The following is a 26,818-nucleotide window of genomic DNA, read 5'->3' on the forward strand; positions in this document are numbered from 1 at the left end:
ACCGGTTCGTCTGCCACAACACCGCTTTCCCCGGCATCCGAAAGGATACCGAGAAGTCGATCCGATACATCTTTTACATCGGCTGCACGTCCCTGCATATAAGCATCATCCATAGATGCAAACATCCGGGAGAAGTTATCTCCTGTCGTTGCAACAGCATACTCTGCGTTGACTTCCTGGGTGGTAATAATATTCTTAATCGAATCCACATAATCCAGATCCATCAGCATCATCTGATGTACTTCAAAGATTGCCGCATTGGCTTCTCCTACATCTTCCATTGCCTTGTCATACAGCTCACCGAGCTGTGCGATCGCAGTCTCCTGGGCCTCCTCAAAACGTGCCACCTCTGCTTCAGTATCCTCTAAATGATACCGTCTTACCTGCTTTTCCTGTCTTTTATAGAAAGCGATCTTCCCGATGGCCACACCACCAAAAACACTTTTACCACTTAGTGTAATCATAGTCCTACAGATTCTCCTCTAATACTTTCTGGATTTCGGCGATTGCTTCTTCTTCATCTGCACCGTCAGCTGTGATGATAACTTCATTTCCCTGTTTTACGCCAAGGCTCATAACTGCCATAATGCTCTTTGCATTGACTTCACGTGTATCTCCTGCTTTTTTGATCTTAATATCTGAAGTTTTTTTTGCAATTGCTTTTACCAGAATTCCTGCTGGTCTTGCGTGGATTCCCTGTGCATCTGTTACTACATACTTAAATTCTTTCATGATAAATTCTCCTTTTCTTTTTTTATTTTAGTTTATCTTTTGACAGCGCTTTGCTTTTCAAAGCGCCGTCATTATTAAAACAGCTTTCGCTGTTCTATTCTACTGTGTCTACGGCAAATAATGGATCGCCGGCTTTTACTTCTCCCGTTGCAAGGAGACGTACTCTCTGATTCTCTTCCAGTTCTGTACAAAGTACCGGTGAACAAAGAGACGGTGCATGCGAAGTCAGGAATGGAATATCGATCTTCATAAGCGGATCCCCCTTCTTCACTTTCTGACCATTTTCTACAAATACTTCAAATCCTTCACCGTTCAGAGATACGGTATCAATACCGATGTGAAGCAGCATGCCAAGTCCGCTTTCTGTCTGGAACCCAAGTGCATGCTTTGTTTCAAATACGAAAAGCACTTCTCCATCTTCCGGTGCGCAGATCACAGCATCTTCCGGTGTAACAACAGCTCCGTCACCCATCATTTTTCCTGCAAATCCTTCATCCGGACAGGTTGTAATATCGCCTGCCATACCGGTGATCGGACTGGATACAACAATTGTATTTACCACTTTTTCCTGGGTTTCATTATTTTCATTTACAGTATCTGTATTTTCTTCAGCTGAATTCTCTTCTGACACAGCAGCGCTCTCATAATATTCATCCGGAGCTGTTTCCAGATAATCTTCCAGTTTAGACTTAATCACAGTTACCTGCGGACCATAAATGATCTGGACACCCTGTCCCTTTTTCACGATTCCTCTGGAACCTGTTGTCTTGATGATCTCATCATTTACGCGGGCTGCGTCATGAACTGTGATACGAAGTCTTGTTGCACAGCAATCCACATCACTGATATTTTTCTTTCCGCCAAGCCCCTGTGTGATTGCCTCACTTACCGGATCTGCGGTTCCTGTATTCCCTGCTGTTTCTTTTCCTGCTTCTTTTCTGGCATTTACATCTGCCTTTGTATATAATTTTGTCTCTGTATCATCATCTTCACGTCCCGGTGTCTTGAAGTTAAACTTTTTGATCAGGAAACTGAAGATAAAATAATACAGGAAGAAATAAATAATTCCAACCGGAATGATCCGAAGCCAGCTTGTCTTTGCATTTCCCTGCAGGATACCGAAAAGGAACAGATCCAGAAAACCACCAGAGAAGGTAAGTCCTACTGCTATATTCAGGATATGCGCGATCATGTAAGCAGAACCTGCAAGCACTACCTGTACAGCAAAAAGTGCCGGTGCAACAAAAAGAAATGAGAATTCCAGTGGCTCTGTAATACCCGTCATCATGCAGGCAAGTGTTGCAGAAAGGAGAAGTCCTCCTGCCTGTTTTTTCTTTTCCGGTTTTGCACAGCGGTACATCGCAAGTGCCGCTCCCGGAAGTCCGAAGATCATAAAGATAAATTCACCTGAGAAATATCTGGTCGCATCTGCGCTGAAATGTGCGATATTTGCAGAATCAGCAAGCTGTGCAAAGAAGATGTTCTGTCCTCCCTGTACCATCTGTCCCGCAACTTCCATTGTTCCACCGACTGCTGTCTGCCAGAATGGCATGTAAAATACGTGATGAAGTCCGAACGGAATCAAAGCTCTCTTAATAATACCAAAAATCAGGGTTCCCAGATATCCGCTTCCGGTTACCAGTCCGCCAAGTGCATAAATTCCATTCTGTACAACCGGCCAGGCAAAATACATTCCAATCCCAACAAACATGTACACCAGTGTAGAAATGATCGGAACAAATCTGGACCCTCCGAAGAATGATAACGCATTTGGAAGAACGATTTTATGAAAACGGTTATGCAGAGCAGCAACACCAAGTCCTACAATAATACCACCAAACACACCCATCTGTAAGGACTGGATTCCGCAAACAGAAGTGATGGTTCCTTCCAGTACATTCGAAGCGATCGTTCCATCTGCGGTAATCTCTCCTGTGATCACAAGCATTGCATTGATTGCAACATTCATAACAAAGAATGCGATCAATGCAGAAAGTGCCGCTACTTCTTTTTCTTTCTTTGCCATACCGATTGCAACTCCAACCGCGAAAATCAGTGGCAAGTTGTCAAATACAGCACTTCCTACTTTGTTCATGATAATGAGTAACGAATTCAGGATGGTTCCGTCTCCTAAAATTTTCTCCAGACCATAAGTCTGGATTGTGGTAGCATTGGTAAACGAGCTACCGAATCCCAGCAGCAGACCCGCTACCGGAAGAATTGCGATTGGAAGCATGAAGGATCTTCCTACTCGCTGCAATACGCCAAAAATTTTGTCTTTCATTGCATGTACTCCTTTTCCTCAAGAAATTTTAATTACCTGGCTTATGCCTATGATATTATTTTCTTTCGTGGAAGCCTTTTATCCGAATTTTTAACGCAAAAAAGGCATTAACCCCACACAAATATCAAAATAATATCTATGTATGGTTAATGCCTGCCGTACAGTTACACACCAAAATCTGTAACTTATAATAATTTATTTTCCACTAAATGTCAAGCCTTTTCTGAAATTTTCTTTTTATAATCCTACGGACTGCACTAAAAGAATCAGAAGCATCAACGGTGCAATTACCTTGATCATTGCAACATAAAGCTTTTCTCTGCCAAACCTGTATCCGCCAAGTGTCACTTCATCGATGATCACTTTTGGTTTTACAACCCATCCGATCAGAATACAGGTAAGCAGTGCCACCATCGGCATCAGACAGTTATTGCTGAGATAATCCATCACGTCCAGAATCTGCGCTACCGTGCCGTTCGGAAGTTTCAGTTCGAAATAAAGCTTGTTGTATCCAAGACATACGATCACACCAACGATCATTCCATATAAAGTAGTCAGGATCGTTCCTTTTTTTCTGGATACATGGAATTTATCCATCATGCTTGATACGATTGCCTCCATAACAGATACAGAAGAAGTAACCGCTGCAAAAGATACCATCAGAAAGAATACAATTCCTACCAACACTCCTGCTGCCCCCATTGCTTTAAATACTTTTGGCAGAGATACAAACATCAGTCCCGGTCCTGCAGACATTCCTTCGGTTCCCATAAAAGTATAAACAGCCGGAATGATCATAAGTCCTGCCAGAAGCGCTACAAGCGTATCAAAAAACTCAATCTGGTTGATCGACTTCATCAGATTGGTCTCTTTCTTCGCATAGGATCCGTAAGTAACCATAATTCCCATCGCCACGCTGATTGAGAAGAAAAGCTGTCCCAATGCATCCATCACAACCGAAAGGAAACTTTTAACCGTCATCCCTCTAAAATTCGGGATCAGGTAAATCGCCAGTCCCTGCATACCGGTTCTTGTCACTCCATCTGCATTTGTATGTTTCAGGGTAAGAGAAAATACAGAAATTCCCGCAATCAGTACAAACAGGATCGGCATCAGAATCTTACTGTATTTTTCAATTCCTTTATTTACTCCTTTATAAACAACCGTTGCCGTAATAAGCACATAGATCAGCATCCATATGATCGGCTGTCCGACCTGTGTAATATAGCCTGTAAAATATCCGTCTTCTGCTGCCTGCGCCCCATGACCTGTGAGAAATGCCGACAAATATTTGAGTACCCATCCACCAATCGAGCAATAATACGGAAGAATGATAACCGGTACTGCACATGCAAGCACACCAATTCCTCCCCATCCTTTATGCATCTGTTCATATGCAGTAAGCGGACTCTGTCCTGTCTTACGTCCGATCGCGATCTCTGTTGTCAGCAACGTAAACCCAAAGGTAAGTGCCAGTACCACATAGCACAGAATAAACACTCCGCCTCCACCTTTTGCTGCCAGATACGGGAATCTCCAGATGTTCCCCAGCCCGACTGCACTTCCCGCAGCCGCCAGCACGAATCCGATCGAGCCGGTAAAATTACTCCTCTTCTTTTCCATCTTTTCTACACTCCTTTTACAGTGGTGCCTCCGTACACACCATCTCCAGCTTTTTAATAATATGATGTGAGTGTCAATAAGTATCAATTGCTTATTTGTGCGAGCACAAACGCAATTGATACTTTTGACACTTACATCATAATATAGAAATTATATTTTTCTATAAGCCAAAAACACCTCCGCCGTATGGCGAAGGTCCCTTCTTTAGCTTTCTTCTTATTTTAACAATCGGATATAGGAAAGTCAATGGAAGTATTTTACTCATTTTCTTGATCTTTTTTACACTGGGGCAGGCTCTCACCTGCCCCTTTATGAGTAGTATATCAATAATTTTTACAAAACGTCTTATTTATGCAGTTGCCGGAAGAACACGGGATAAGAATGACTGCGTCCTTCTCTCTCTTGGTGCTGTAAAAATTGCATCCGGTCTGCCTTCTTCAACAACATATCCGTCTGCCATAAAGATGACCCGGTCTGCCACATCACGTGCAAAGCCCATTTCATGTGTTACAACGATCATCGTCATTCCTTCTTTCGCAAGAGATTTCATAACATCAAGTACATCTCCTACCAGTTCCGGGTCCAGCGCCGATGTCGGCTCATCAAACAACAGCGCTTTCGGTTCCATTGCCAGTGCTCTTGCAATGGCAACTCTCTGCTGCTGTCCACCTGAAAGTGTACTCGGATATACATCCGCTTTATCCTTTAATCCTACCTTATCCAGAAGTTCCAGTGCTTTTGCATGCGCTTCTTCCTTATTCATGTGTTTGGTAAGGATTGGTGCCATCATAACATTCTGAACAACGGTCTTAAGCGGAAACAGATTGAATTTCTGGAAAACCATTCCGACTTCCTCACGGAATTTGCGGATGTCACAATTCTTATCGAGAAGATTCTTTCCCTCATACTGTACGGTTCCGCCTGTCGGTCTTTCAAGTTGATTGATGCATCTTAAGAAAGTACTCTTTCCCGATCCGGAAGGTCCGATGATACAGACCACTTCACCTTCATTGATATCAAGATTGATATCCTTTAATACCTCCAGGTTCCCAAATTTCTTCGACAAATGATTTACTTTAATCATACCAATCACCTCATTTTCCTTTCTATCTGTTTCTGGACAATTATCAGTACCGAAAGTATCACCAGATAAAACGCTGCCAGTGCTGTGTATGTAGGAATTGCTTTAAAGCTCAACGCTGCATACGCCTGTGCCTGATGCGTGATCTCATTAACCGCAATCGCAGATAAAAGTGCGGTATCCTTAACAGAAATGATAAACTGGTTAAATAATGCCGGAAGTGCCGCTTTAAATGCCGGTGGGATAACCAGATGGATCATCGTCTGTGCACTTGTAAGTCCAAGTGATGCACCTGCTTCTTTCTGTCCCGGATCAATGCTCATCAACGCACCTTTTACAATTTCTGAAATAAATGCACCGGAATTCAGTGCGATAACGCCAATTCCCACTGCAGTGCTTCCAATATCGACACCCAAAAGCTTCGGAATTACAAAATATCCGTATAAAGCCTGCACCATAAGTGGTGTCGCACGAATGATCCAAATGTAAACTTCTGTAATTGCTTTCCCTATTTTATATTTCGACTGAAGCAGGTATCCACAGAGGCTTCCGATCAGGAAGCCAATTGTGATACCGACAACAGCAATTAAAATCGTAAGTTTTAATCCCTCAAACATCATTGGAAGTAAAACATTCAAAAAAGTCATATCCATATACTATCTCATCCTATCTTCTTTTTAGTTGCTGTCTGTTCTTTGATTATTCACACCATTTCGCATAGAGTTCATCTGTTGTGCCATTATCAATCAGTACCTTTACAGCTGCATTGATTTCATCATAATATTTGCATTCTTTAGAAATTGCTACGCAATACGGTGCCTGACCCTGATTAAACTCATCCCCGACTACCTCCAGGTTGCTGTCCGGTGTTGTCTTAATATAGAAATATGCTCCAGGTCCATCCTGAATAACAGCATCTACTTTTCCCTGCTCCAAAGATTCATATGCAGTTGTGATCGTGTCATGTACTTCAAGTGTTGCACTTGTAAGATTCTTGCTTGCATAAGTATGAGATGCGGTTCCCTTTTCAACAGCTATTTTTTTATCCTTCAGATCATCAACACTCTTAATTCCTTTATCGTCGTTTTTATTTACCATAACGACCTGACCGGAATCACAATAGATATCACTGAAGTCCATAACTTCTTTTCTTTCATCTGTTGCACAAAGTGCTGCTGCTCCGATGTCCAGTTTGTTTTCAGCAAGTGAGGTAGTAAGTGCCGAATAATCCATTGCCTGGAGACCACCATCGATTTCGAATCCCAGAAGCTCCTGCAGATCATTTAACAGATCAACATCGTATCCGATCAACGTCTTTCCGTCCTCATCATAGTATGTGAACGGTCCGAAAAGTCCGGTTGTTCCGACTTTCAGTTTGACACCTTTCATGCTGTCCTTCAGCTCGTCTTCTGTATATTCTTTCTTTATATCAGAGGTTTCCTTTGTATCTTCTTTTTTACTTCCACATCCTGCTCCAAGGACTGTTACCATTGCTGCACACATTAAAATTGCTATTAATCTTTTTTTCATAATAATAATCCTCCTTAACTGTGTAGTGAAAACGTAAGGGCGCATCACAAATTCTTTTGTAATGCGCCCTTGCATTTCCGTCCGCAGACACTCTCTCGTTCCCGGGATTGTTTGAGAAATTACTTTGCACTTCTGATTACTTTCTTTTCTGAAATACAAAAAGGATGCCGCATCTGATGCGACATCCTTGTCTGTTCTGTTCTTTATGAACTTGTGATTATTTTACCGTACTTTCACACTTTAGTCAATGAAACTTTTATCCAAAATTGCCAGTTTTATATGTTTCTTTTAAGTAAATTTTCACAAAATTGATTTTCTATAGTATATGTGATACACTATTTCCAGATCCAAACTGACTGCAAAGGAATTCCTGCGCAAAAAGAATACAAAAAAGGAGATTACAAAAACTATGAGTCTTAACAGCACCCCTTCTGCAGATCGTGTACATATCGGTATCTTCGGTCGCAGAAATGCCGGAAAATCCAGCATCATCAACGCTATCACCGGACAGAATCTTGCCATTGTATCTGATGTTCTCGGAACAACTACCGATCCGGTTCCAAAGGCAATGGAACTTCTTCCCCTCGGACCTGTCGTGATCATTGACACCCCGGGGCTTGACGACATCGGAGAACTCGGTGAACTGCGTGTCAAAAAAGCCTACCAGATTTTAAACAAAACAGATATCGCTGTTCTGGTAATCGATGCCTCTCTTGGCATGACACCAGAAGATTTATCCATCTTAAAGAAAATACAGGATAAGAAGATCCCTTACGTTGTGGTAAAAAATAAATCTGACCTCTGCTCTTCTGCTGAAAATGGCGCAGTCTGTCCGAACCTGGATTCTATGTCGGATGCTTCTTTTCATATAGATGCTTCCAACAGTATCGAAGTCAGCACAGTAACCGGATACCATGTTCATGAATTAAAAGAACTGATTGCAAGCCAGGCTCCGGAAGAAGATCAGGATAAATATCTCGTCCGCGATCTTTTAAATCCAAATGATTTTGTCGTTCTGGTCGTCCCGATCGACTCTGCCGCCCCAAAAGGACGTCTGATCCTCCCGCAGCAGCAGACCATCCGCGATGTACTGGAGGCTGGTGCAATCTCTATTGTAACCCGTGACACAGAATTGAAGGAAACACTTTCGTCTCTTGGCAAAAAGCCACGCCTTGTCATCACCGACAGCCAGGCATTTGCCAAAGTGTCTGCCGATACACCGGAAGATATTCCACTGACCTCTTTTTCCATCCTGCTTTCCAGATACAAAGGGAATCTGAAGCTTCAGGTCGAAGGCGCACAGATGCTGGACAAGTTGGAAGATGGTGACAAAATCCTCGTCTGTGAAGGCTGCACCCACCACAGGCAATGTGATGACATTGGAACAGTGAAGCTTCCTCGCTGGATCCGCCAGCATACCGGAAATAAAGACCTGCACTTTGAATTCACCAGCGGAACCGAATTCCCAGTTGATCTCTCACCTTATAAACTCATCATTCACTGTGGTGGCTGCACTCTCAACGAACGCGAAATGCAGTACCGCCTCAAATGTGCCGAAGACCAGAGCGTACCGATCACGAACTACGGAACCGCTATTGCTCACCTGAAAGGGGTATTGGAGCGGAGTCTCATACCGGTTAGGGGAAGTTTGGAATAAGGTTACGGGCGAAGCGGGGACGAGGTGACGGTTTCACGCCGGTCTTCATCGCCTGCATTCTGTAAAATTTAATCGGGACGGAAGTTGCGACACCGGACTGATTCGCTGGAAAATCTGATGATTTTCCGGCTCAGGCAGTCCTCAGATTCCGTACTTGTAGTACGAAATCTGGTCACAATTTCCGTCCCGATTAAATTAACAGACTGCACGGCTCTTACGAATGGCGTGAAACCGTCACCTCGTCCCCGCTTCGCCCTTACGTTATTCAAAGCTTCCGCATTGGCGCATCATAGATGCGCCTCGCTGTGGATGGAAGGATTGTTTGTTCAGAATTGAAATCCATTCTTATTATATTTACTTTTGTTCTGGCTTATATGTTATGAGTGATTTTGTTTTGGTATAGACACACATAACGGTTGAATAAAGCTTAAAGCCAGGTATCATTTTAAATTGTCTGCAGCGCCCAGGGCGTCGGATCACGGTGTGGATTTGGCGGTATATGGCGGCGTGTTACAGCCTGTTAATGAAAAAAAGAGAAAAGTGTGATCGGATTTCGTACCCCAAGTACGAAACTCCGAAGACTCCTGAGATGGAAAATCATCAGATTTTCCGTCGAATGAGTCTGGTATCACACTTTTCTCTTTCTTTTCATGTTACAGGCTGTTCACGCCAGAGTCCACCGCCAAATCCACACCGTGATCCGACGCCCGTCCCTGCAGCCAAATTTTCAATTAAATATTCTCAATTCTCTTGATCGCTTCCAACGTATTCTCGTAACTTCCAAATGCTGTCAAGCGGAAGTATCCTTCCCCGCTCGGTCCAAATCCTGATCCCGGAGTTCCGACTACATTTGCTTTTTCAAGAAGGAAATCAAAGAATTCCCATGAAGTCATGTTATCCGGCGTCTTTAACCATACATATGGTGAGTTCACTGCTCCGGATACCGTGTATCCGGCATTCTTCAGACCTTCATAAATCGTTCTTGCATTCTTCTGATAGTATGCGATCTGCTCTTTTATCTGTGCTTTTCCAGCCTCTGTATAAACAGCAGCTCCGGCTTTCTGTACGATATAAGGTGCTCCATTGTATTTTGTTCCGTGACGTCTTGCCCACAGTGAATGAAGCATCACATCTCCGCACTTAAGATCTTTCGGAATGATTGTTGCGCCAAGACGTACTCCTGTAAATCCGGCATTCTTAGAAAAACTTCTAAGTTCGATTGCACAGGTTCTTGCTCCTTCACATTCAAAAATACTGTGTGGTACATCTTCCTCTGTGATATATGCTTCATATGCAGCATCATAAATGATCACTGCCCCGTTTTTATTTGCATAATCTACCCATTTCTGGAGTTCATCTTTTGTGATAGCCGCTCCGGTCGGATTGTTCGGGAAGCATAAATAGATCATATCCGGTACTTCTTTTGGCAGTTCCGGTACAAATCCATTTTCTGCTGTACAAGGCATGTAGATTACATTGCTCCATGTTTCTGTCTTTGGATCGTAAGTTCCGGTACGTCCTGCCATTACGTTTGTATCCACATATACAGGATATACCGGGTCTCCTACTGCGATTCTGCAGTCAGGTCCAAAGATCTCCTGGATATTTCCAGAATCACTCTTTGCTCCGTCTGAGATAAAGATCTCATCTGCAGCAATATCACATCCTCTTGCCTGGAAATCATTCTTTGCGATCGCGCTTCTTAAGAATTCATATCCAAGATCCGGTGCATATCCGTGGAATGTCTCTGCGTGTGCCATCTCATCAACTGCACTGTGAAGCGCTTCGATGATCGCAGGTGCAAGCGGCTGTGTTACATCACCGATTCCCAAACGGATGATCGGTGCATCCGGATTCGCTGCTGAGAACGCTGCAACTTTTTTGGCAATATTGGAAAACAGATAGCTTCCCGGTAACTTTAAGTAGTTTTCATTTACACTGTACATATGTCGTCTCCTTTGTGATTTGATCTTTATAGTACACCATCAAATACTTTAACCGCAGGTCCCTCCAAAAATACATGATTCACCTTACGGTCCCATCTGACAGATAACTCTCCACCTAATAATTTAACGATTACTTCCTCATCTGTCAAGTCATTCAGCACAGAAGCCACAACTGCTGCACATGCTCCGGTTCCGCAGGCAAGCGTTTCACCAACACCCCGCTCCCACACACGGATCTCCATCCGGTCCCTCGCAGTCACATGACAAAACTCGATATTTGCTCTCTCCGGAAATCTCGGATGAAATTCTAACTCCCTTCCTGTCTCTTCCAGAGAAATCCCGTTTATCTCTTCTGAAAAGATTACCGCATGCGGATTTCCCATCGAAATCCCGGTCATGCGGTAGTTCTTCTTCTGTACCTCAATCGGATCATTGATCACCAGATCCTTTTCACTCAGGATTGGAATGCTATGTGCGTTCAGTCTTGGAACACCCATATCTACCATAGCACCGCAGGCTTTCCCATCCTGAATATGAAGGTGCATGTTACGAATTCCGGATTTCGTCTCGATACTGAGAGTTTCCTTTCCGGTAAGTCTGTAATCATATACATATTTTCCCAGGCATCGGATGCCATTGCCGCACATCCCGGCAACAGATCCATCCGAATTGTATATCTCCATTTTAAAATCAGACACCTTTGACGGACATATCAGAATCAGACCATCCGCTCCGATCCCGTAATGCCTGTCACAAAGCGCTCTTGCAAATCCAGGTGGATCTTCCACCCTTTCTCTGAAGCAGTTTATACACACATAATCATTTCCAAGACCATGCATTTTTGTAAAGATCATATATCCTGCCTCTTCAATCTCCTTTATTCCGCCATAATACTAAGTACCATCTGAGCTGTCTCCACCATATTGACACCGCTCTCCATACTACATTTCTGCAGATAGCGATGCGCTTCTTCCTCTGTCATATTATTACGTTCCATCAGAAGACTCTTTGCCTCTTTTACAAGTGCCTGCTGCTCCGGATTTCGGTTCTTAAGCTCTGCTCTTCTTTTCTTTCTCCGCCTGCTGATCGATTGTGCCATCATCTCGATCGTATTCATCAGATCAAATACCTTAAACGGCATCGACAGGCTGATCACTCCCGGAGTCCTGTCACTGCATTTCTCCGGCGATGCGATCAAAAGCATCTCAATCGTACTCGGCAGATAATCTCTCAATTCATTATATAACATATCTTTCATTTTATAACCACAAACTACAATTCCATCATCCAGATTATCTGCCAATTGAACCGCCTGTGCTCCGGTTACCCCCACACCAATCACGTCAAATCCATTTCGTACCAGTATATTGCGAATATTGGTTGCAATCTCCCTTTTTGGAAATACAACAATAATACTGCTCATAATACCAGCCTCCTGCCTTTAGAATTGGAAAGTTTCTTTAGAATTTCTGTAAGTACTCATTAATTTCCCATTCTGTAACCTGAGTGCGGTATTCTCTGTATTCTGCACGCTTTGACTCAATCAGCTTCTGTGACAGTTCTTCTCCCAGTACTTCCTGCATAAACTGATCTTTCTGGAATTCTGTGATTGCTTCTCTTAAGCTTGCCGGAAGCTCCTCAATTCCAAGTGCATTTTTCACCACATCTGTCATTTCGTAAATATTCTCATCTACACTCTCCGGCGGCAGGATCTTGTTTTTAATTCCTTCCATTCCGGCAGCCAGACATACGGCAAGTGCCAGATATGGATTTGCTGCCCCATCCGGACTTCTGAGTTCGACTCTTGTGCTTTCCCCTGATACCCTTGGAATACGGATCAGAGGAGTCCGGTTATTCGCTGACCAGGCAATATATACCGGTGCCTCATATCCGGGAACCAGTCTCTTATAGGAATTCACGATCGGATTTGTGATAAAGCTGATCGCTTTGATATGTTTCATAAGTCCGCCGATAAAATAGTAAGCCTCCTTGCTCAGACCATTCGGATCTTTTTCATCTGCAAAAACATTCTTTCCATCTCTTGACAGAGACATATTCAGATGCATTCCTGAGCCATGGATACCATCCTTTGGCTTTGGCATAAATGTAGCATGAAGCCCGTGTCTTTTTGCGATTGTTTTGGTAACAAGCTTAAATGTCATGATATTGTCTGCTGCATCCAGCGCCTCTGTATATTCCAGATCGATCTCATGCTGTGCCGGTGCCATCTCGTGATGAGATGCCTCCACACCGTACCCCATATCTTCCATTGTAAGAACAATATCACGTCTTGCATTCTCTCCCTGATCCAAAGGTCCCAGATCAAAATATCCTGCACGTTCATTGGAAATCGTCGTCGGATTTCCCGCATCATCCGTCTCAAACAGGAAAAATTCGCATTCCGGTCCTACGTTAAAGTCATATCCCATCTCTTTTGTCTCGGAAAGTACCTTCTTAAGAACATGTCTCGGATCGCTTTCGTAAGCTGTTCCATCCGGTCTGTAAATATCGCAGATAAATCTTGCAACCTTTCCCTGCTGCGGTCGCCACGGGAAAATTTCAAATGTATTCAGATCCGGGTGCAGATACATATCCGATTCTTCGATTCTGGCAAATCCTTCTATCGAAGATCCATCAAACATACATTTGTTATCCAGTGCTCTCTTAAGCTGGCTTACTGTAATCGCTACATTCTTCATTGTTCCGAAAATATCGGTGAACTGCAGCCTGATAAATCCCACGTCTTCTTCCTCGACAAGATTCAGGATATCTTCTCTCGTATAATTTTTCATACTCATACAAATCCTCCTGTTTTTACTACTCATAAATGAAATATCAAAAAGTCTCATATATTAAAGACCTATGATACTCTGATAATACAACAAGGGCGTTCTCAATCCATTTTGAAAACGCCCTTGTTTGTTATATTATAATTTTCGTCTGAATATTTGTCAATACTCTTAGTCTTCTACGAGTGCTGCTGTGATGATTGCCATAGAATAAACTTCTTCTGCATTGCATCCACGGGACAGGTCGTTGATCGGTGCATTAAGACCAAGAAGGATCGGTCCGTATGCATCAAAGTTACCAAGTCTCTGTGCGATCTTATATCCGATGTTACCTGCGTTGATATCCGGGAAGATAAATGTATTTGCCTGACCTGCTACTTCACTGTTCGGGCATTTTGTTCTTGCAACACGCGGAGATACAGCTGCATCAAACTGAAGCTCTCCTTCGATCGGAAGTGTAGGATACAGTTCTTTTGCTTTTGCCGCTGCATTACGCATCTTATCTACATCTTCACCCTTTCCAGATCCAAGTGTAGAGTAGCTTAAGAATGCAACCTTTGGATCGATACCAAAGTGTTTACCACATTCTGCAACTTCCCATGCGATTTCTGCAAGCTGATCCTCTGTTGGTTTGAGATTAATCGCGCAGTCACCCATAGCAAGAACTTCGTTCTCACCTGTAGCTGACGGACGAACCAAAATGAAGCAGGAAGATACACAGCTTGATCCCGGTTTGGTCTTGATCAGCTGAAGTGCCGGACGTACGGTATCTGCTGTAGAGTAAGTAGCTCCTCCAAGAAGTGCGTCTGCAACTCCCATCTTAACCAGCATGGTTCCAAAATAGTTGTTTCTCTTAAGTGTCTTTGCTGCCTGCTCCGGTGTAACACCTTTGCTCTTACGAAGTTCGCAGAACAGTTCTACCATCTCGTCAAATCTCTCATAATCATCCGGATCAATGATCTCTCCGCCACGGATGTTGTATCCATACTTTTCAGCTGCTTCTAATACTGCTTCTTTATTTCCAACAAGAATTGGTGTAAGGAAGCTTCCTGCTAAAAGACGGGAAGCTGCCTCAAGAATTCTCTCATCTGTTCCTTCTGTAAAAACGATCGTTTTTGGATTTTTCTTCAGCTCTTGAATCATCATGCCGAAGCCTTTCATATTGTCCATTAAATTGCCTCCTTATTTCGTGTGTTCGATACTTTCACATATACTTTACCACGTTTTTTTGGGATTGCAATTTAATTAAATTTTTAACAAGGATTGTATTTAAAAATAACCAAAAACCGGCGTTTTTTCCTTATTTACGGTATCCTTTATAGCCTTTCAGATTGTTGGCAAGAGCCATAACGATCGTATCTACATCATCTACCATCAGTTTTACACGTTCCGGAATCTGCTCTTCCTCTATCCCGTTTTCATATACATCTTTGAAATAGCCTTCAAAGAGCATGCACACCATCCGGTTTAATTTTACTGCATTGTCATATGTAATACCACCAACATTGATACACCGCTTGCACATCTCAAAATCACGTGCCAGAAAGCTTGGTGTCTGAAGCATATTGTAGAAAAAGCGGTTAACATTTACAATATCTTCCGGAAACATTTCATAATATTCCCGCATTGCTTCTTTGAGTTTTACATTGTTATACTCAAAAAATAACAGATTATATGCTTCCGGATTATGAAATGCCTCCGTTGCATAACAATCCCACACACCTACATATACCTGCCACATATTCTTCCAGGATTTCTCAGCCTCATTCAGCCTGTCTATGTAACCGGTTAAAATTCTGAGTTCTGCATAGTATAAAAGTTCAGACACATTATCAAAGTACCTGTACAGACTTGCTGATGAGCACCCCATCTCCTTAGCAATCCTGCGGATAGATACTGCCTGAATCCCTTCTTGCTGAATGATCTCATGTGCTTTCTGGATATAATCCCTTCTGGATAATCCTTTAAAATAATTGCTGCTCGTACTCTGCTTCTGTTCTTCCATAGTTGCCTCTCATTTTCCATGTGAATCTCTACACAGATTGTATCCGGCACTCTTCCATACCGAATTCAACCATTTTTTAATTTTAGTCATATTACTCTTTATTATACATGATTCTGTTTTTGATATAAAATAGAAAAAAGCTATAATATTTCATAGCTTTTTTCTATACATTATACCTTTAATTTCCCAATTGTAAACAGTTTTTTAACAATGAAAAATAAGCTCCATTTTTGTACCTTTTCCTTCTTCACTTTCCACATGGATTTCTGCGTTATGCAAAAGTGCTCCATGCTTTACAATTGAAAGACCCAGACCTGTTCCGCCGGTCTCTCTGGAATGGCTCTTATCCACCCGGTAAAAACGCTCAAAAATACGCTCCTGATGCTCTTTTGGGATTCCGATTCCGGTATCCTGGACAATGACCTTTTTCCCGTTCAGTGTATTTCCAACCCAGATATTTACTTTTCCATTTTCTTTATTGTATTTGATGGCATTTTCACAGATGTTGTAGATCATCTCATCCAGGATCTGACGGATTCCAAAACATTCCACATGTTCTCCTACCACTTCAACCTGTATTCTGTGTTTTTCTGCCTGAAGTGCCAGACGGCTCACGATCTCCCTTGTCATCTGATACAGATCCACATTCTCTTTTTCAAGCTCCACACTGCCCTCATCCAGTTTTGACAGCTTGATAATATCACCGACCAGGGTGATCATCCTGCTTGCCTCTTTATAGATCCGTTCACTGAATCCCTGCATATCTTCCGATTTTACAAGACCGTTCATCATAATTTCTGCATATCCCGAAATCGAGGTCAGAGGAGTCTTCAGCTCATGGGAAACATTTGCAGAGAATTCTCTCCTCATCTGTTCAATTGCTGCTTTTTCTTTATTCTGCCTGTCAATTCTTTCAAGCAGCGGATGCAACTCTTCATATACATCATTTTCCAGTGGTTCTTCCAGATCCAAATTGTTAATCGGTGCAATCAGCCTTTTCACCTGATGCCTTGTCATAAACCATGCAACACACCCCATCATGACCCCGATCGCAATCATATACGGTAAGATCATAAATGCTGTATTCCAGACCGTATCCATGCCTCTTGACACACGCAGGACAGAGCTATCATCCATCTTCAACGCATAATAGTACATCTCCTGTCCTTTGCTGTCTGACATACGGATATCCTGCCCACTGCCATTTGCCAATGCCTCTTTGAATTCTTTTCTTGATTTGTGGTTTGCCAGCGTTTCCTGATCATTTCCGGTATCATAAAGTACTTTTCCGTCTTTATCGATCCATGTTACCCTGGTGCGCCTACTGACCTTATCCATGGTGCCAAAATATTCTTCTCCGGATATATCTATTGCCGCCCGGATATATTCTGCCTCCTGAACCAGTTCACTGCGCCGGATATCCAGCGCCTGCCGGTAAATAACCAGAGTAACCAGAATATACGAGATCAGGAGTGACATCGTAACCACAAAAATCATACTTTTCTGGATTCTATTTCGCATCGATCTCTCCTATACGGTATCCAACCCCCCGGACAGTCTCAATATATTCTCCTGCCTGTCCCAGCTTCTGGCGCAGGGTTCTTACATGGACATCTACCGTTCTGGTCTCACCGTCAAAATCATATCCCCAGATTTCTTCCAGTAATTTATCTCTTGTCAGAACAATATTCTGATTCTCCATAAGTTTTCTCAATAGCTCATATTCTTTCAATGTTAATGCTACCGGTTCTCCCGCTACCGTTACTTCATGCTTTTTACGGTTCATGCGGATCTCACCCAGCACATAGGTATCATCCTCTTCTTTTTTCGATGTCCGTCTGAGTACTGCACGGATTCTGGATACCAGTTCCATCATTCCAAATGGTTTGGTCACATAATCATCTGCTCCCGCATCCAATCCCATGACCTTGTCATATTCTGCACCCTTTGCCGTAACCATGATGACCGGAATATCTTTGGTTCTCCCGGAAGTCTTCAGCTTCTTCAGGATCTCCATTCCATCTTCTCCCGGGAGCATGATATCAAGCAAAATCAGCTCTGGCAGTTCCTCTGCCAGAGCTTCAAAGAATGATGTGCCTTCTTCAAATCCACGGGCCTCAAATCCCGTAGTTTCAAGTGTATATACTACTAATTCCCGGATGTTCGCTTCATCCTCCACACAAAAAATCATTCTCGTTCTCCTTTAATTTCTTTTAGATTGCAGTTCCGCCTGCATGAATACCTGTAATTGAAAATTCAACCCACTCTGCAATATTTGTTGCATGATCTCCGATCCTCTCCAGATATTTTGCGATCATGATCAGGTCGATTGCCTCATCTCCGGCACTTCCTTTGTGATCGGAAATAAATTTTACCAGATCTCCTTTTACCAGATCAAAAAGATCATCTACCTCATCATCTGCTACCATGACTCTTCTTGCAAGCTCCAGATCTTTCTGTACATAGGCAGATACACTGTCTCTTACCATCTTTACAGTCGCCTCTGCCATCCGGTTAATATCCTTCAGATTCTTTTCCTCTGTTGATTTTGTTGCGATCACAATATCTGCGATATCCGCAGTCTGATCTCCGATACGTTCCATATCCGTGATCATCTTAAGTGATGCCGAGATTCTTCGCAGATCCCGCGCTACCGGCTGCTGCTGAAGTAAAAGCTTCAGGCAGAGATTTTCAATTTCTTTTTCCATCTGATCGATCTCGCTGTCTGCTGTAATGACAGCCTTTGCTCTGGCAATATCATGCCCTTCCAGGGCTCCTGTCGCTTCCTCAATTGCCGTCTCGCAAAGTTCTCCCATATGAATAAGCATCTCATTAAGTTCTTCCAGCTGTCTGTCAAATCTGTTCCGCATTTAACCAAACCTCCCTGTAATATAATCTTCTGTCCTCTTATCGGACGGAATCGAGAATAATTTTTCAGTATCATTATATTCTACAACTTCTCCAAGAAGGAAAAATGCGGTATTGTCCGACACTCGGACTGCCTGCTGCATATTATGTGTTACCATAACGATAGTATAATCTTTTTTCAGTTCCATCGCAAGGTCTTCTATCTTGGATGTAGAGATCGGATCCAGTGCGGAAGTCGGTTCATCCATCAGAAGTACTTCCGGTTCTACTGCAAGTGCACGTGCAATACAAAGTCTCTGCTGCTGTCCACCGGACATGCCAAGTGCACTCTTTTTCAGACGGTCCTTACACTCGTCCCAGATAGCTGCATTACGCAGTGATTTTTCTACAATATCATCCAGTTTTGCCTTTGAACGGATTCCATGCGTTCTCGGTCCGTAAGCAATATTATCATAAATGCTCATCGGGAATGGATTTGGTTTCTGGAATACCATTCCGACTCTTTTTCTCAGGACATTTACGTCCATTCCTTTAAAAATATTCTGTCCGTCCAGAAGGATTTCGCCGTCAATCCGGCATCCTTCTACCAGATCATTCATACGGTTGATCGACTTGAGAAGTGTGGATTTACCACAACCACTCGGTCCGATAAACGCGGTGATCTTATTTGGCTCGATCTCAAGGTTAATGTTTTTCAGTGCCTTGAAATCGCCATAATATAAATCAAGATTTTTTACACTTATCTTTGACATTTTCTTTTCCTCTCTATGCTTTCGTCAGTTTCTTCGCAACCACACCGGAAAGGGTGTTGATCGCAACAACCAGTACAAGCAAAATAACAGCTGTCGCATACGCCTGGTTCATATACAGCCCTTCGCTTGACAGCATATACATATGAATTGCCAGTGTCCGACCGGAACCAAGTACATTCTTTGGCACCTGTGCAACCGTTCCTGCTGTATAAATCAGTGCTGCCGTCTCTCCTACGATACGTCCAATGGCAAGGATCACACCCGCAAGGATTCCAGGAACTGCCGATGGAAGCACGATACGGAATACAGTACGGAGCTTTCCGGCTCCAAGTCCAAAGCTTCCTTCTCTGTAAGAATCCGGAACTGCTTTAAGTGCTTCTTCTGTCTGGCGCATGATCAGCGGAAGAATCATGATCGATAAAGTAAATGCACCTGCCAGAACGGAAAATCCCCATTTCAGCGTATTCACAAAGAACAGCATACCAAACAGACCATATACGATAGACGGAATGCCCGAAAGAGTCTCCGTCGTCAGGCGGATCACTTCGATAAATTTATTCCCCTTTCCTGCGTATTCCACAAGAAAGATTGCTGAAAAAATACCAAACGGTACTGCGATCAAAAGCGAAAGCAGTGTCATAACAACCGTATTAATCAATGCCGGTATAACAGATGCATTGTCCGATGTATAATGTAATGAAAATAATGACGGTTTAATATACGGAATTCCATTGATCAAAATATAAAAAATCAGGAACAGGAGCAATGCAAACGTGATAAATGTCGCAAACATCACAAGAAACATCAAAATCATGGATCCAGGATGTCTCAGATAGCTTTTTATCTTATCTGTAAAATTTTCCCGGTTGATATAAACAGGTTTTTTCGTCTGATCACTCATGTTCACCCCTCCTCTTAAGCAGCGCAACACTAAAATTGATGATCAGGATAAATACAAAAAGTACAACTCCTGTAGCAATCAGCGCTTCCCTGTGAAGTCCGGTCGCATATCCCATCTCAATTACAATATTACCAGTCAGAGTACGGACACCGAGCAGAATATTATTGACCAGTCTAGGCTGGTTTCCTGCGATCATAATAACTGCCATGGTCTCACCGATCGCACGTCCGATTCCAAGTACGATTCCTGTGATCACACCGGACTTTGCCGCCGGAATCACAACTTTGAAAATACTTCTTTCCTGGGTTGCGCCAAGTGCCAGCGAGCCTTCATAGTACTGTGGTGGCACTGCACGCATTGCACTTTCTGTTGTCCCGATGATCGTTGGAAGGATCATCATACCAAGTACAATTGATGTAGTCAGGATTCCTTTTCCATCTCCGGATTTTTCAACCAGTCCCATCATCTTTAAAGTTCTTCCAAAGTCCCGAATGATCGGAACTACGATCACCATGCCGAAGAAACCATATACAACTGACGGAATTCCCGCAAGCAGTTCAGTTGCTGCTTTTAACGGTCTGTAAATTTTCTTCGGGCAATACATAGCCATAAATACCGAAGTCAGAATTCCGATCGGCACACCAAATATAATTGCTCCTGCCGTCACATAGATACTTCCGATGATCATCGGAAAAATACCAAAAAGTTCATTTCCCGGACGCCAGATATCACCGGTTATAAATTTTACAAATCCTATCTGTCTGATTGCAGGGATTCCATTTGCAAACAAGAAGATGCAAATGAGAGCTACCGCCAGCACCGAAGTGCAGGCGGCAATGAAGAACACTCCCTGCATGACTTTTTCAGTCCATGCTTTTGATTTCATTCTTTAATTTCCTCTTTTATTTATTTGGAAACTTCATCCCATGTTGTAACATCCCCAACATAGATTGATTTTACCTGATCTGCTGAAAGCTCATCTGCCGTGTTAGCTTTATTTACGATCACTGCAATACCATCTGTTGCGATTACTGTTGCTTCAAGTTCTGAAGCTTCGTCATCTTTCAGTTCTCTGGATGCCATACCGATGTCATAGCTTCCTTCGATCGTAGATGTCATACCTGTTGTAGAATCTGAAGTCTGAAGCTCAATGTCTGCATTTGGGTTTACTTTCTTATATGCTTCAATCAGTTTTTCCATCAGCGGTGATACAGAAGAAGATCCACCTACTACACATTTTCCAGATGGTTTTGATCCTGCATAAGCTTCTACATCCGATACCGGAATGTATTTTTCATTTGATACGATTTCCTGTCCTTCTGTACTCATAATATATGCCATAAAATCTTTTGCAACTTCATTATCAAGATCTTTCTTCACTGCAATATTGAAAGGTCTTGACACTTTGTAAGAACCATTTTCGATATTGTCTGCTGTGGCTTCTGCTCCGTTAATCTTCAGAGCCTTTACGCTGTCATTTAAAGATCCGAGTGATACATAACCGATTGCATATTCGTCACCTGCTACAGTTGTAAGCATTACCGATGTATTATTTGTAATCTGCGCATCTGTTGTTGTCATATCTACTTTCGTTCCGTCTGACTGTTTTTCTTCTATTCCGAACAGCTCAATGAAAGCTCCTCTTGTACCGGATCCATCTTCACGGGATACGATTGTGATATCATTTGATGTATCAAAATCACTTCCGCCATCTGCACTGCTGTTATCCGCACTGCCATCTGCGCTCTTGTCAGATGATGATCCTCCGCATCCAACTGCCATTGTTGCTGCCATTGCTGCTACAAGTGCTACTGCCATTAATTTTCTGAATTTCATAATACTAAAATCCTCCGTTTTATGTGTTTTTGTTTTTTCTTTTCTTCACGGTCTCTATCATATAAAATGGTTGTAAAATCTGAAATCCTGGCTGTGTAAAGTTTTTGTTAAATATGATTTTTTTCTGTTCGAAATCAAAAAAGCAGGAGCAGTCAGTTAACGTTGAGTATACTCCTCAACAATCAATTGACTGCTCCTGCTTTCTTATAATTACTTTCTTGTGTTTCTTTATCGGATCATAGGATTCTCAATGATCTCCGCATCCACTTCTTCTGTTTTCTCCGGAACCGGTTTCTCACCGCTTTCTTTCAGACATTCCAGAATTGCTTCATTCAGCGACAGCATCTTGTCATCCAGTGCCGATACCATATCCGCACATTCCTTTAGTTCCCGGCTGATATACTCCGGTGCCTGTCCTTCAAACTTGTAATAAATCTTATGCTCCAGACTCGCCCAGAAATCCATCGCAATTGTCCTAATCTGGATCTCGACCTTCGTATCCACCACACTGTCCGACAGAAAGATCGGAACGGACACCAGCATGTGATAGCTCTTGTATCCACTTTCCTTCGGATTCTTGATATAGTCTTTGATCGACAGAACCTTTAAGTCGCTCTGATTCCCGATCATCTCCGCAAGCCGGTAAATATCGGATGTAAACGAACAGATCAGACGGACTCCTGCGATATCATTGACATAGCGTACCATGTTCTCAATACTTGTCTCATATCCGTACCGCTTCAGCTTTTTCACAATACTTTCTGCGGATTTGATCCTGGTCTTGATATGCTCGATCGGATTATATCTGTGTACATGTTGAAATTCATCGTTCAGTATCTCCAGCTTCGTCCCTACTTCTTTCAATGCGGAATTGTAAAGAAACATGACGGTCTTCCAGCTGTCTACGTCATCGTAATACTTCATTGCTGACTGCATGTAATCTCCCCTTTTTATGTATACTTCCCTCCGGAATCTATCTCCCTTTTTCGTCCCGAAAGTAAAATCAGTATACCATTTTTTCTCTTTGAAATCTATACAGCCCGGGCAAGCTTCATAGTATTTTAATAAATTAGATAATCTCAATCTGACACATTTCTTTTATTTTCGCATTGCATGAATCATTTCTACAATGTCGTATCCATAACGTTCACCCGTTGCCCAGCCATACCCTTCCGGATTTTCTTTCTGCCCCAGCCACTCTACATACGGTGCGCTCCCCTTTGTCACGTAAGAGTAACGGTCATCTACACATTCCTTGACAAGTGCTTCGTCTGTCGCATAAGCTTTCAGATGCTGGATCTGTGCCCGGATCCCGGTTCTGACATCCGGGTAGGAATTCCCCGGTACGCCTCCTCCCGTCGTCCCGATCCCGGCAAAATTATACTGGGTGATCTGCATATCCCCACCATACTGCAGCCAGCCTGTCTCCTTCATCGCCTGTGCAAATGCAACCTCCGGACGGACGCCTTCTGCCGTGGCTTCTTCATAATACATCTGTGCAAATGTCTCAATATCCGGTGCACCTCCCTGCGTCAAAACTTCTGCCGGATAAGTGCTTCCATACGCTTTAAAATAATTTACCAATTGCCAGGCGCGGATACTGCTGATCCCCATCACCGGATACTGTCCCGGCTGGATGGATGCTTCTACCGCTTCAGCCTCGGCAATGCCTTTTGATTCGGTGTCTGATAGCTGCTGCGCTTCTGTCATCTGGGCTTTAATTGTGCTGTCTGCCTTTGTTGATTCCGTGTTGTCTTTCCTGCTTTTCTCTGTGTTCTTCTGCTTTGCAGTTTTTTCTGATTCTTCTATATAGGTTCTGCCTTTTTCATCTGCGTTCCCGGCTTTGGACTTACCATATATCATACCAATCGATACAAATATCATACAGATTCCCAGTATAACCCGGATTATAGTTTCTCGTTTTATTCCAGACATTTTTCTGATTCCCTGTCTTTTTTCTCTATCCTATTCCATGTTATTGAGAATGATTCTCTTTCTTTCATAAACTTTAGTATCAATATAGCACATCATATCAGAGAATCATAGAATAAAATCTGTCTCCTTTACTTTCTCCCCTAAATCCGCTATACTGAAAATCACTTGATACAAAAACATTCTTCGCCTGACCGGCATTTTTCATATTTATTATAAGGAGGATTTTACCATGTTCCGCTTATGGGGAAAAGAATTTAAAGACAATCATATGATCAGAGATACCACCATCTGTGATGACAGTGACGATACAAGAACCCACAAGATTTTCAATGCTCTGGATGAGATCTGCTATGAATTTGATCTCAGCAAACCGATCTGGCTGGATGTGAATATCAACGAATTCAAGCGGCATTCCAAAGCGAGATTCTATCAGGACAGTTTTGTGGATTCGATTGATTTTGATTTTCTGGAAATCCAGGTAATTGAAGAATAGAAAAAGAGAGGATTTTTCAGCCGCATGAAAAATCCTCTCTTCTTCTATCTCTTCGTTTCATCCGAATAAATTCCACTGGAAAGATATTTCTTTTCCTTGTTTACCTATCTATTTAATAGGTTTTTGTTGTTTTGAATTATATCGTCTTATAACATATATGCCAAGTATGAAAACTATGTTTTTATTTTTGTACAATCCAAACAGCATCTCTCCTGACATCTTCCTGTTAAATAAAAAGAAACAGAAATCCCAGACAGCTTTGCTTTTGCATCTGTCTGAACTTCCTGTTTCTTTTTATATTTCTCTCAAATTTTTTATTCTTCTAGAATCTTCACCCCAAACTTCGGAAGCATTTCTCCCTTTTCTACAGCATTTCCACTTAATAGATCCATCTTTCCTGCAAATTCTTCCGGAATTTTCAGATCTTCATCCTTAAAGTTCATCACAAAGTAGAAACTCTTCTCTTCTCCGTTACGTTTTACAATCTCCAGTCCGTTACCATTTTCTGCAACCGGATTTACCCTGGCATCTTCTGCTGCCATAGTAAGAATCTTATCTGTTCCAACAACTTCCATACAGCTTCCAATATAATATAATTTTCCTTTTCCATAATCATGTCTGGTCACTGCCGGCATGCCTGCATAGAAATCTTCGGCATATTCGCCCAGTACCTCCGCACCTTCCAGATGCATCAGATCACAGACGATCTTACATTTACTCTGGCTTCCGTCCTTAAAAGTTACTATATTATACTGTTCCGGCGCAAGAGCATCAATTTCTTCTACCCAGATACCGGCCATCTCTTTTAATGGTCCCGGATATCCGCCCAGATATACATTGTCCGACTCACCAACGATACCACTCATATAAGTCGTCACCAGAATACCGCCATTTTTTACATATTTCTCCAGTGCTTCCTTCATCCCCGGTTTTACCATATAAAGAACCGGTGCTACGATCATCTTATATTTAGAAAAATCTGCATCTACCGGAATCATTGTAACCCCCATATTATGATCATAGAAATAGCGGTAATACCGATGGATCTGATCCACATATTTGAGACTGATGGATGGTCCACTTGTGTATTCCAATGCCCAATAGTTATCCCAGTCAAAGATTACACCGACCTCTGCTTCATTAACAGTTCCCGGAATCACATTACTCAGTTTTTCCAATTCTTCACCTAACTGTTTCACTTCGCGGAACACTCTTGTATTTTCCGTTCCGGCATGAGCAATGACTGCTCCGTGGAACTTCTCACATCCGCCTACACTTCGGCGCAACTGAAAGAACTGGATTGTATCCGCACCGTGCGCCATGGTCTGATAGCTCTGCGCGCGCATCTGACCCGGACGTTTAAGTGAGTTATATGGCTGCCAATTCTGTTGGCTCGGTGTCTGTTCCATCAGCATAAATGGTTTATCCTTAAGTCCACGCATCAGATCATGCTTCATGGCCACCATACTCCACGGCGTGTTATAAGATGGATAATTATCCCACGAAATAACATCTATTTCTTTCGCCCATTTGAAATAATCCAGTCCTTTAAAGGTTCCCATCATATTGGTAGTGATCGGTGTCTCTTTATCAAACTTACGGATCGCTTCTTTTTCCATCTTGAAGTTATTCAGCATTCCGTCTGAATTAAAGCGACAATAATCAATCGATAGTCCGGCAAAAGCTGTCATATGCGGTTCTGCCGCATCTTCAATCCCGTCACCAAGAGCATCTGGAAGTACTACTTCATCCCAGTCATAAATCGTATGTCCCCAGAATTCGGTATTCCATGCTTTGTTCAGTTCATCCAGTGTCTGATATTTTTCACGCAGCCAGACTCGGAAAGCTTTCTCACAATTTTCGCAGTAGCATTCTCCACCATACTCGTTGCTGATATGCCAGCAGGTTACATGTGGATTGTTCCCGTAACGCTCGGCAAGCTTTCCGGCCAGACGGGATGCAAACTTCTGAAACACAAGGGAATTCGGGCAAGCATTATGACGCTGTCCGAATTTGTGATGTCTTCCCTCATAATCAGTCCTTGCGACCTCCGGATAACGCTTTACCATCCATGCCGGCAGCGCTGCTGTTGATGTAGCAAGCACGATATCGTAATTCTCCTGGCTGAGCATAGCAATCACTTCATCCAGTTCTGTAAAATTGTAAGTATCTTCCGATGGCTGGATCTTTGCCCATGAAAATACATTAATCGTTGCACTATTGATACGGGCATCTTTGAAAATGCGCATATCTTCTTTCCAGACCTCTTTTCCCCACTGGTTCGGGTTATAATCTCCGCCGTATAAAATCCTCTTAAATGGTCGTTTCATAAGATTCTTCCTTTCTCATTGATATTTTCCTATTATTATAATAGCAGTTAATAAAA

Annotated in this window: 25 protein-coding genes; 2 read left to right on the top strand and 23 right to left on the bottom strand. The window is 42.6% G+C overall.

What is annotated here, in order from left to right; genetic code table 11:
* The 7 genes from PGU50_RS16605 to PGU50_RS16635 form a co-directional block, all read right to left on the bottom strand.
* Positions 1 to 464: phosphoenolpyruvate-utilizing N-terminal domain-containing protein (locus tag PGU50_RS16605; protein ID WP_330672592.1), on the bottom strand; the 464-nt coding region annotated here is incomplete at its 3' end.
* Between the two features lie 4 nt (positions 465 to 468).
* The gene (locus tag PGU50_RS16610) at positions 469 to 732 is read right to left on the bottom strand and encodes an HPr family phosphocarrier protein (RefSeq protein WP_117559120.1); all 264 of its coding nucleotides are present in this window, start codon (positions 730 to 732) and stop codon (positions 469 to 471) included.
* Between the two features lie 94 nt (positions 733 to 826).
* Complete coding sequence (locus PGU50_RS16615; protein ID WP_055158214.1) at positions 827 to 3,016, bottom strand: PTS transporter subunit IIABC; 2,190 nt, start codon at positions 3,014 to 3,016, stop codon at positions 827 to 829.
* A 237-nt stretch (positions 3,017 to 3,253) separates the two neighbouring features.
* A complete protein-coding gene (locus PGU50_RS16620; protein WP_270247502.1) occupies positions 3,254 to 4,639 on the bottom strand; it encodes a sodium-dependent transporter in 1,386 nt (461 codons plus the stop codon).
* 349 nt (positions 4,640 to 4,988) lie between these two features.
* Positions 4,989 to 5,732, bottom strand: coding sequence for an amino acid ABC transporter ATP-binding protein (locus PGU50_RS16625; RefSeq protein ID WP_373143560.1), 744 nt, complete (start codon positions 5,730 to 5,732; stop codon positions 4,989 to 4,991).
* On the bottom strand, positions 5,729 to 6,373 hold the full coding sequence (locus tag PGU50_RS16630) for an amino acid ABC transporter permease (RefSeq protein WP_117836343.1): 645 nt from the start codon (positions 6,371 to 6,373) through the stop codon (positions 5,729 to 5,731). Before PGU50_RS16630 ends, PGU50_RS16625 begins: the two co-directional genes overlap by 4 nt.
* Before the next feature lie 46 nt (positions 6,374 to 6,419).
* Positions 6,420 to 7,250, bottom strand: coding sequence for a transporter substrate-binding domain-containing protein (locus PGU50_RS16635; RefSeq protein ID WP_270247503.1), 831 nt, complete (start codon positions 7,248 to 7,250; stop codon positions 6,420 to 6,422).
* Positions 7,251 to 7,659: 409 nt separating this feature from the next.
* Between PGU50_RS16635 and hydF the strand changes: the two genes are divergently transcribed.
* Entirely contained in the window at positions 7,660 to 8,907 is a 1,248-nt protein-coding gene (gene hydF / locus PGU50_RS16640; protein WP_195502912.1) for a [FeFe] hydrogenase H-cluster maturation GTPase HydF, read from the top strand.
* 731 nt (positions 8,908 to 9,638) lie between these two features.
* Here hydF and PGU50_RS16645 read toward each other — a convergent pair.
* From PGU50_RS16645 to PGU50_RS16715, 15 genes are all read right to left on the bottom strand, one after another.
* Positions 9,639 to 10,853 (bottom strand): LL-diaminopimelate aminotransferase, encoded by a 1,215-nt coding sequence (locus tag PGU50_RS16645; protein ID WP_008368500.1) that lies wholly within the window; start codon positions 10,851 to 10,853, stop codon positions 9,639 to 9,641.
* 26 nt (positions 10,854 to 10,879) lie between these two features.
* Entirely contained in the window at positions 10,880 to 11,707 is an 828-nt protein-coding gene (gene dapF / locus PGU50_RS16650) for a diaminopimelate epimerase (RefSeq protein ID WP_117559128.1), read from the bottom strand.
* A 23-nt stretch (positions 11,708 to 11,730) separates the two neighbouring features.
* Positions 11,731 to 12,276, bottom strand: coding sequence for an ANTAR domain-containing response regulator (locus PGU50_RS16655; protein ID WP_270247504.1), 546 nt, complete (start codon positions 12,274 to 12,276; stop codon positions 11,731 to 11,733).
* Positions 12,277 to 12,313: 37 nt separating this feature from the next.
* Complete coding sequence (glnA, locus tag PGU50_RS16660; protein ID WP_055249375.1) at positions 12,314 to 13,645, bottom strand: type I glutamate--ammonia ligase; 1,332 nt, start codon at positions 13,643 to 13,645, stop codon at positions 12,314 to 12,316.
* Between the two features lie 168 nt (positions 13,646 to 13,813).
* A complete protein-coding gene (gene pta / locus PGU50_RS16665) occupies positions 13,814 to 14,803 on the bottom strand; it encodes a phosphate acetyltransferase (protein ID WP_270247519.1) in 990 nt (329 codons plus the stop codon).
* Positions 14,804 to 14,942: 139 nt separating this feature from the next.
* Positions 14,943 to 15,647, bottom strand: a complete 705-nt coding sequence (locus PGU50_RS16670) for a TetR/AcrR family transcriptional regulator (RefSeq protein WP_008368506.1) — start codon at positions 15,645 to 15,647, stop codon at positions 14,943 to 14,945.
* Positions 15,648 to 15,851: 204 nt separating this feature from the next.
* A complete protein-coding gene (locus PGU50_RS16675) occupies positions 15,852 to 17,168 on the bottom strand; it encodes a sensor histidine kinase (protein ID WP_117836253.1) in 1,317 nt (438 codons plus the stop codon).
* The gene (locus PGU50_RS16680; protein WP_055249350.1) at positions 17,158 to 17,838 is read right to left on the bottom strand and encodes a winged helix-turn-helix domain-containing protein; all 681 of its coding nucleotides are present in this window, start codon (positions 17,836 to 17,838) and stop codon (positions 17,158 to 17,160) included. The genes PGU50_RS16675 and PGU50_RS16680 overlap by 11 nt, the downstream gene beginning before the upstream one ends.
* Before the next feature lie 22 nt (positions 17,839 to 17,860).
* A complete protein-coding gene (gene phoU / locus PGU50_RS16685; RefSeq protein WP_117836255.1) occupies positions 17,861 to 18,517 on the bottom strand; it encodes a phosphate signaling complex protein PhoU in 657 nt (218 codons plus the stop codon).
* Positions 18,518 to 19,267 carry a phosphate ABC transporter ATP-binding protein PstB gene (pstB, locus tag PGU50_RS16690; protein ID WP_055158199.1) on the bottom strand — a complete coding sequence of 250 codons (750 nt, stop codon included), beginning with the start codon at positions 19,265 to 19,267 and terminating at the stop codon, positions 18,518 to 18,520. It abuts the gene before it with no gap.
* A gap of 13 nt (positions 19,268 to 19,280) precedes the next feature.
* The gene (gene pstA, locus PGU50_RS16695) at positions 19,281 to 20,072 is read right to left on the bottom strand and encodes a phosphate ABC transporter permease PstA (protein WP_416387082.1); all 792 of its coding nucleotides are present in this window, start codon (positions 20,070 to 20,072) and stop codon (positions 19,281 to 19,283) included.
* Positions 20,073 to 20,160: 88 nt separating this feature from the next.
* Positions 20,161 to 21,054 carry a phosphate ABC transporter permease subunit PstC gene (gene pstC, locus PGU50_RS16700; protein ID WP_008368514.1) on the bottom strand — a complete coding sequence of 298 codons (894 nt, stop codon included), beginning with the start codon at positions 21,052 to 21,054 and terminating at the stop codon, positions 20,161 to 20,163.
* A 20-nt stretch (positions 21,055 to 21,074) separates the two neighbouring features.
* A complete protein-coding gene (locus tag PGU50_RS16705) occupies positions 21,075 to 22,004 on the bottom strand; it encodes a substrate-binding domain-containing protein (protein ID WP_270247507.1) in 930 nt (309 codons plus the stop codon).
* Between the two features lie 228 nt (positions 22,005 to 22,232).
* Positions 22,233 to 22,940, bottom strand: a complete 708-nt coding sequence (locus tag PGU50_RS16710) for a GTP pyrophosphokinase (protein ID WP_270247509.1) — start codon at positions 22,938 to 22,940, stop codon at positions 22,233 to 22,235.
* A gap of 162 nt (positions 22,941 to 23,102) precedes the next feature.
* Positions 23,103 to 23,939, bottom strand: a complete 837-nt coding sequence (locus PGU50_RS16715) for a glucosaminidase domain-containing protein (protein ID WP_270247510.1) — start codon at positions 23,937 to 23,939, stop codon at positions 23,103 to 23,105.
* Positions 23,940 to 24,168: 229 nt separating this feature from the next.
* Here PGU50_RS16715 and PGU50_RS16720 point away from each other — a divergent pair, with 229 nt between their 5' ends.
* Complete coding sequence (locus PGU50_RS16720) at positions 24,169 to 24,432, top strand: hypothetical protein (RefSeq protein ID WP_117559140.1); 264 nt, start codon at positions 24,169 to 24,171, stop codon at positions 24,430 to 24,432.
* Positions 24,433 to 24,746: 314 nt separating this feature from the next.
* Here PGU50_RS16720 and PGU50_RS16725 read toward each other — a convergent pair whose 3' ends face one another.
* A complete protein-coding gene (locus PGU50_RS16725; protein ID WP_270247511.1) occupies positions 24,747 to 26,762 on the bottom strand; it encodes a beta-galactosidase in 2,016 nt (671 codons plus the stop codon).
* Between the last annotated feature and the right edge of the window lie 56 nt (positions 26,763 to 26,818).

Source organism: Coprococcus sp. AM11-30B (assembly GCF_027674365.1).
Taxonomy (GTDB): Bacteria; Bacillota; Clostridia; order Lachnospirales; family Lachnospiraceae; genus Allocoprococcus; species Allocoprococcus comes.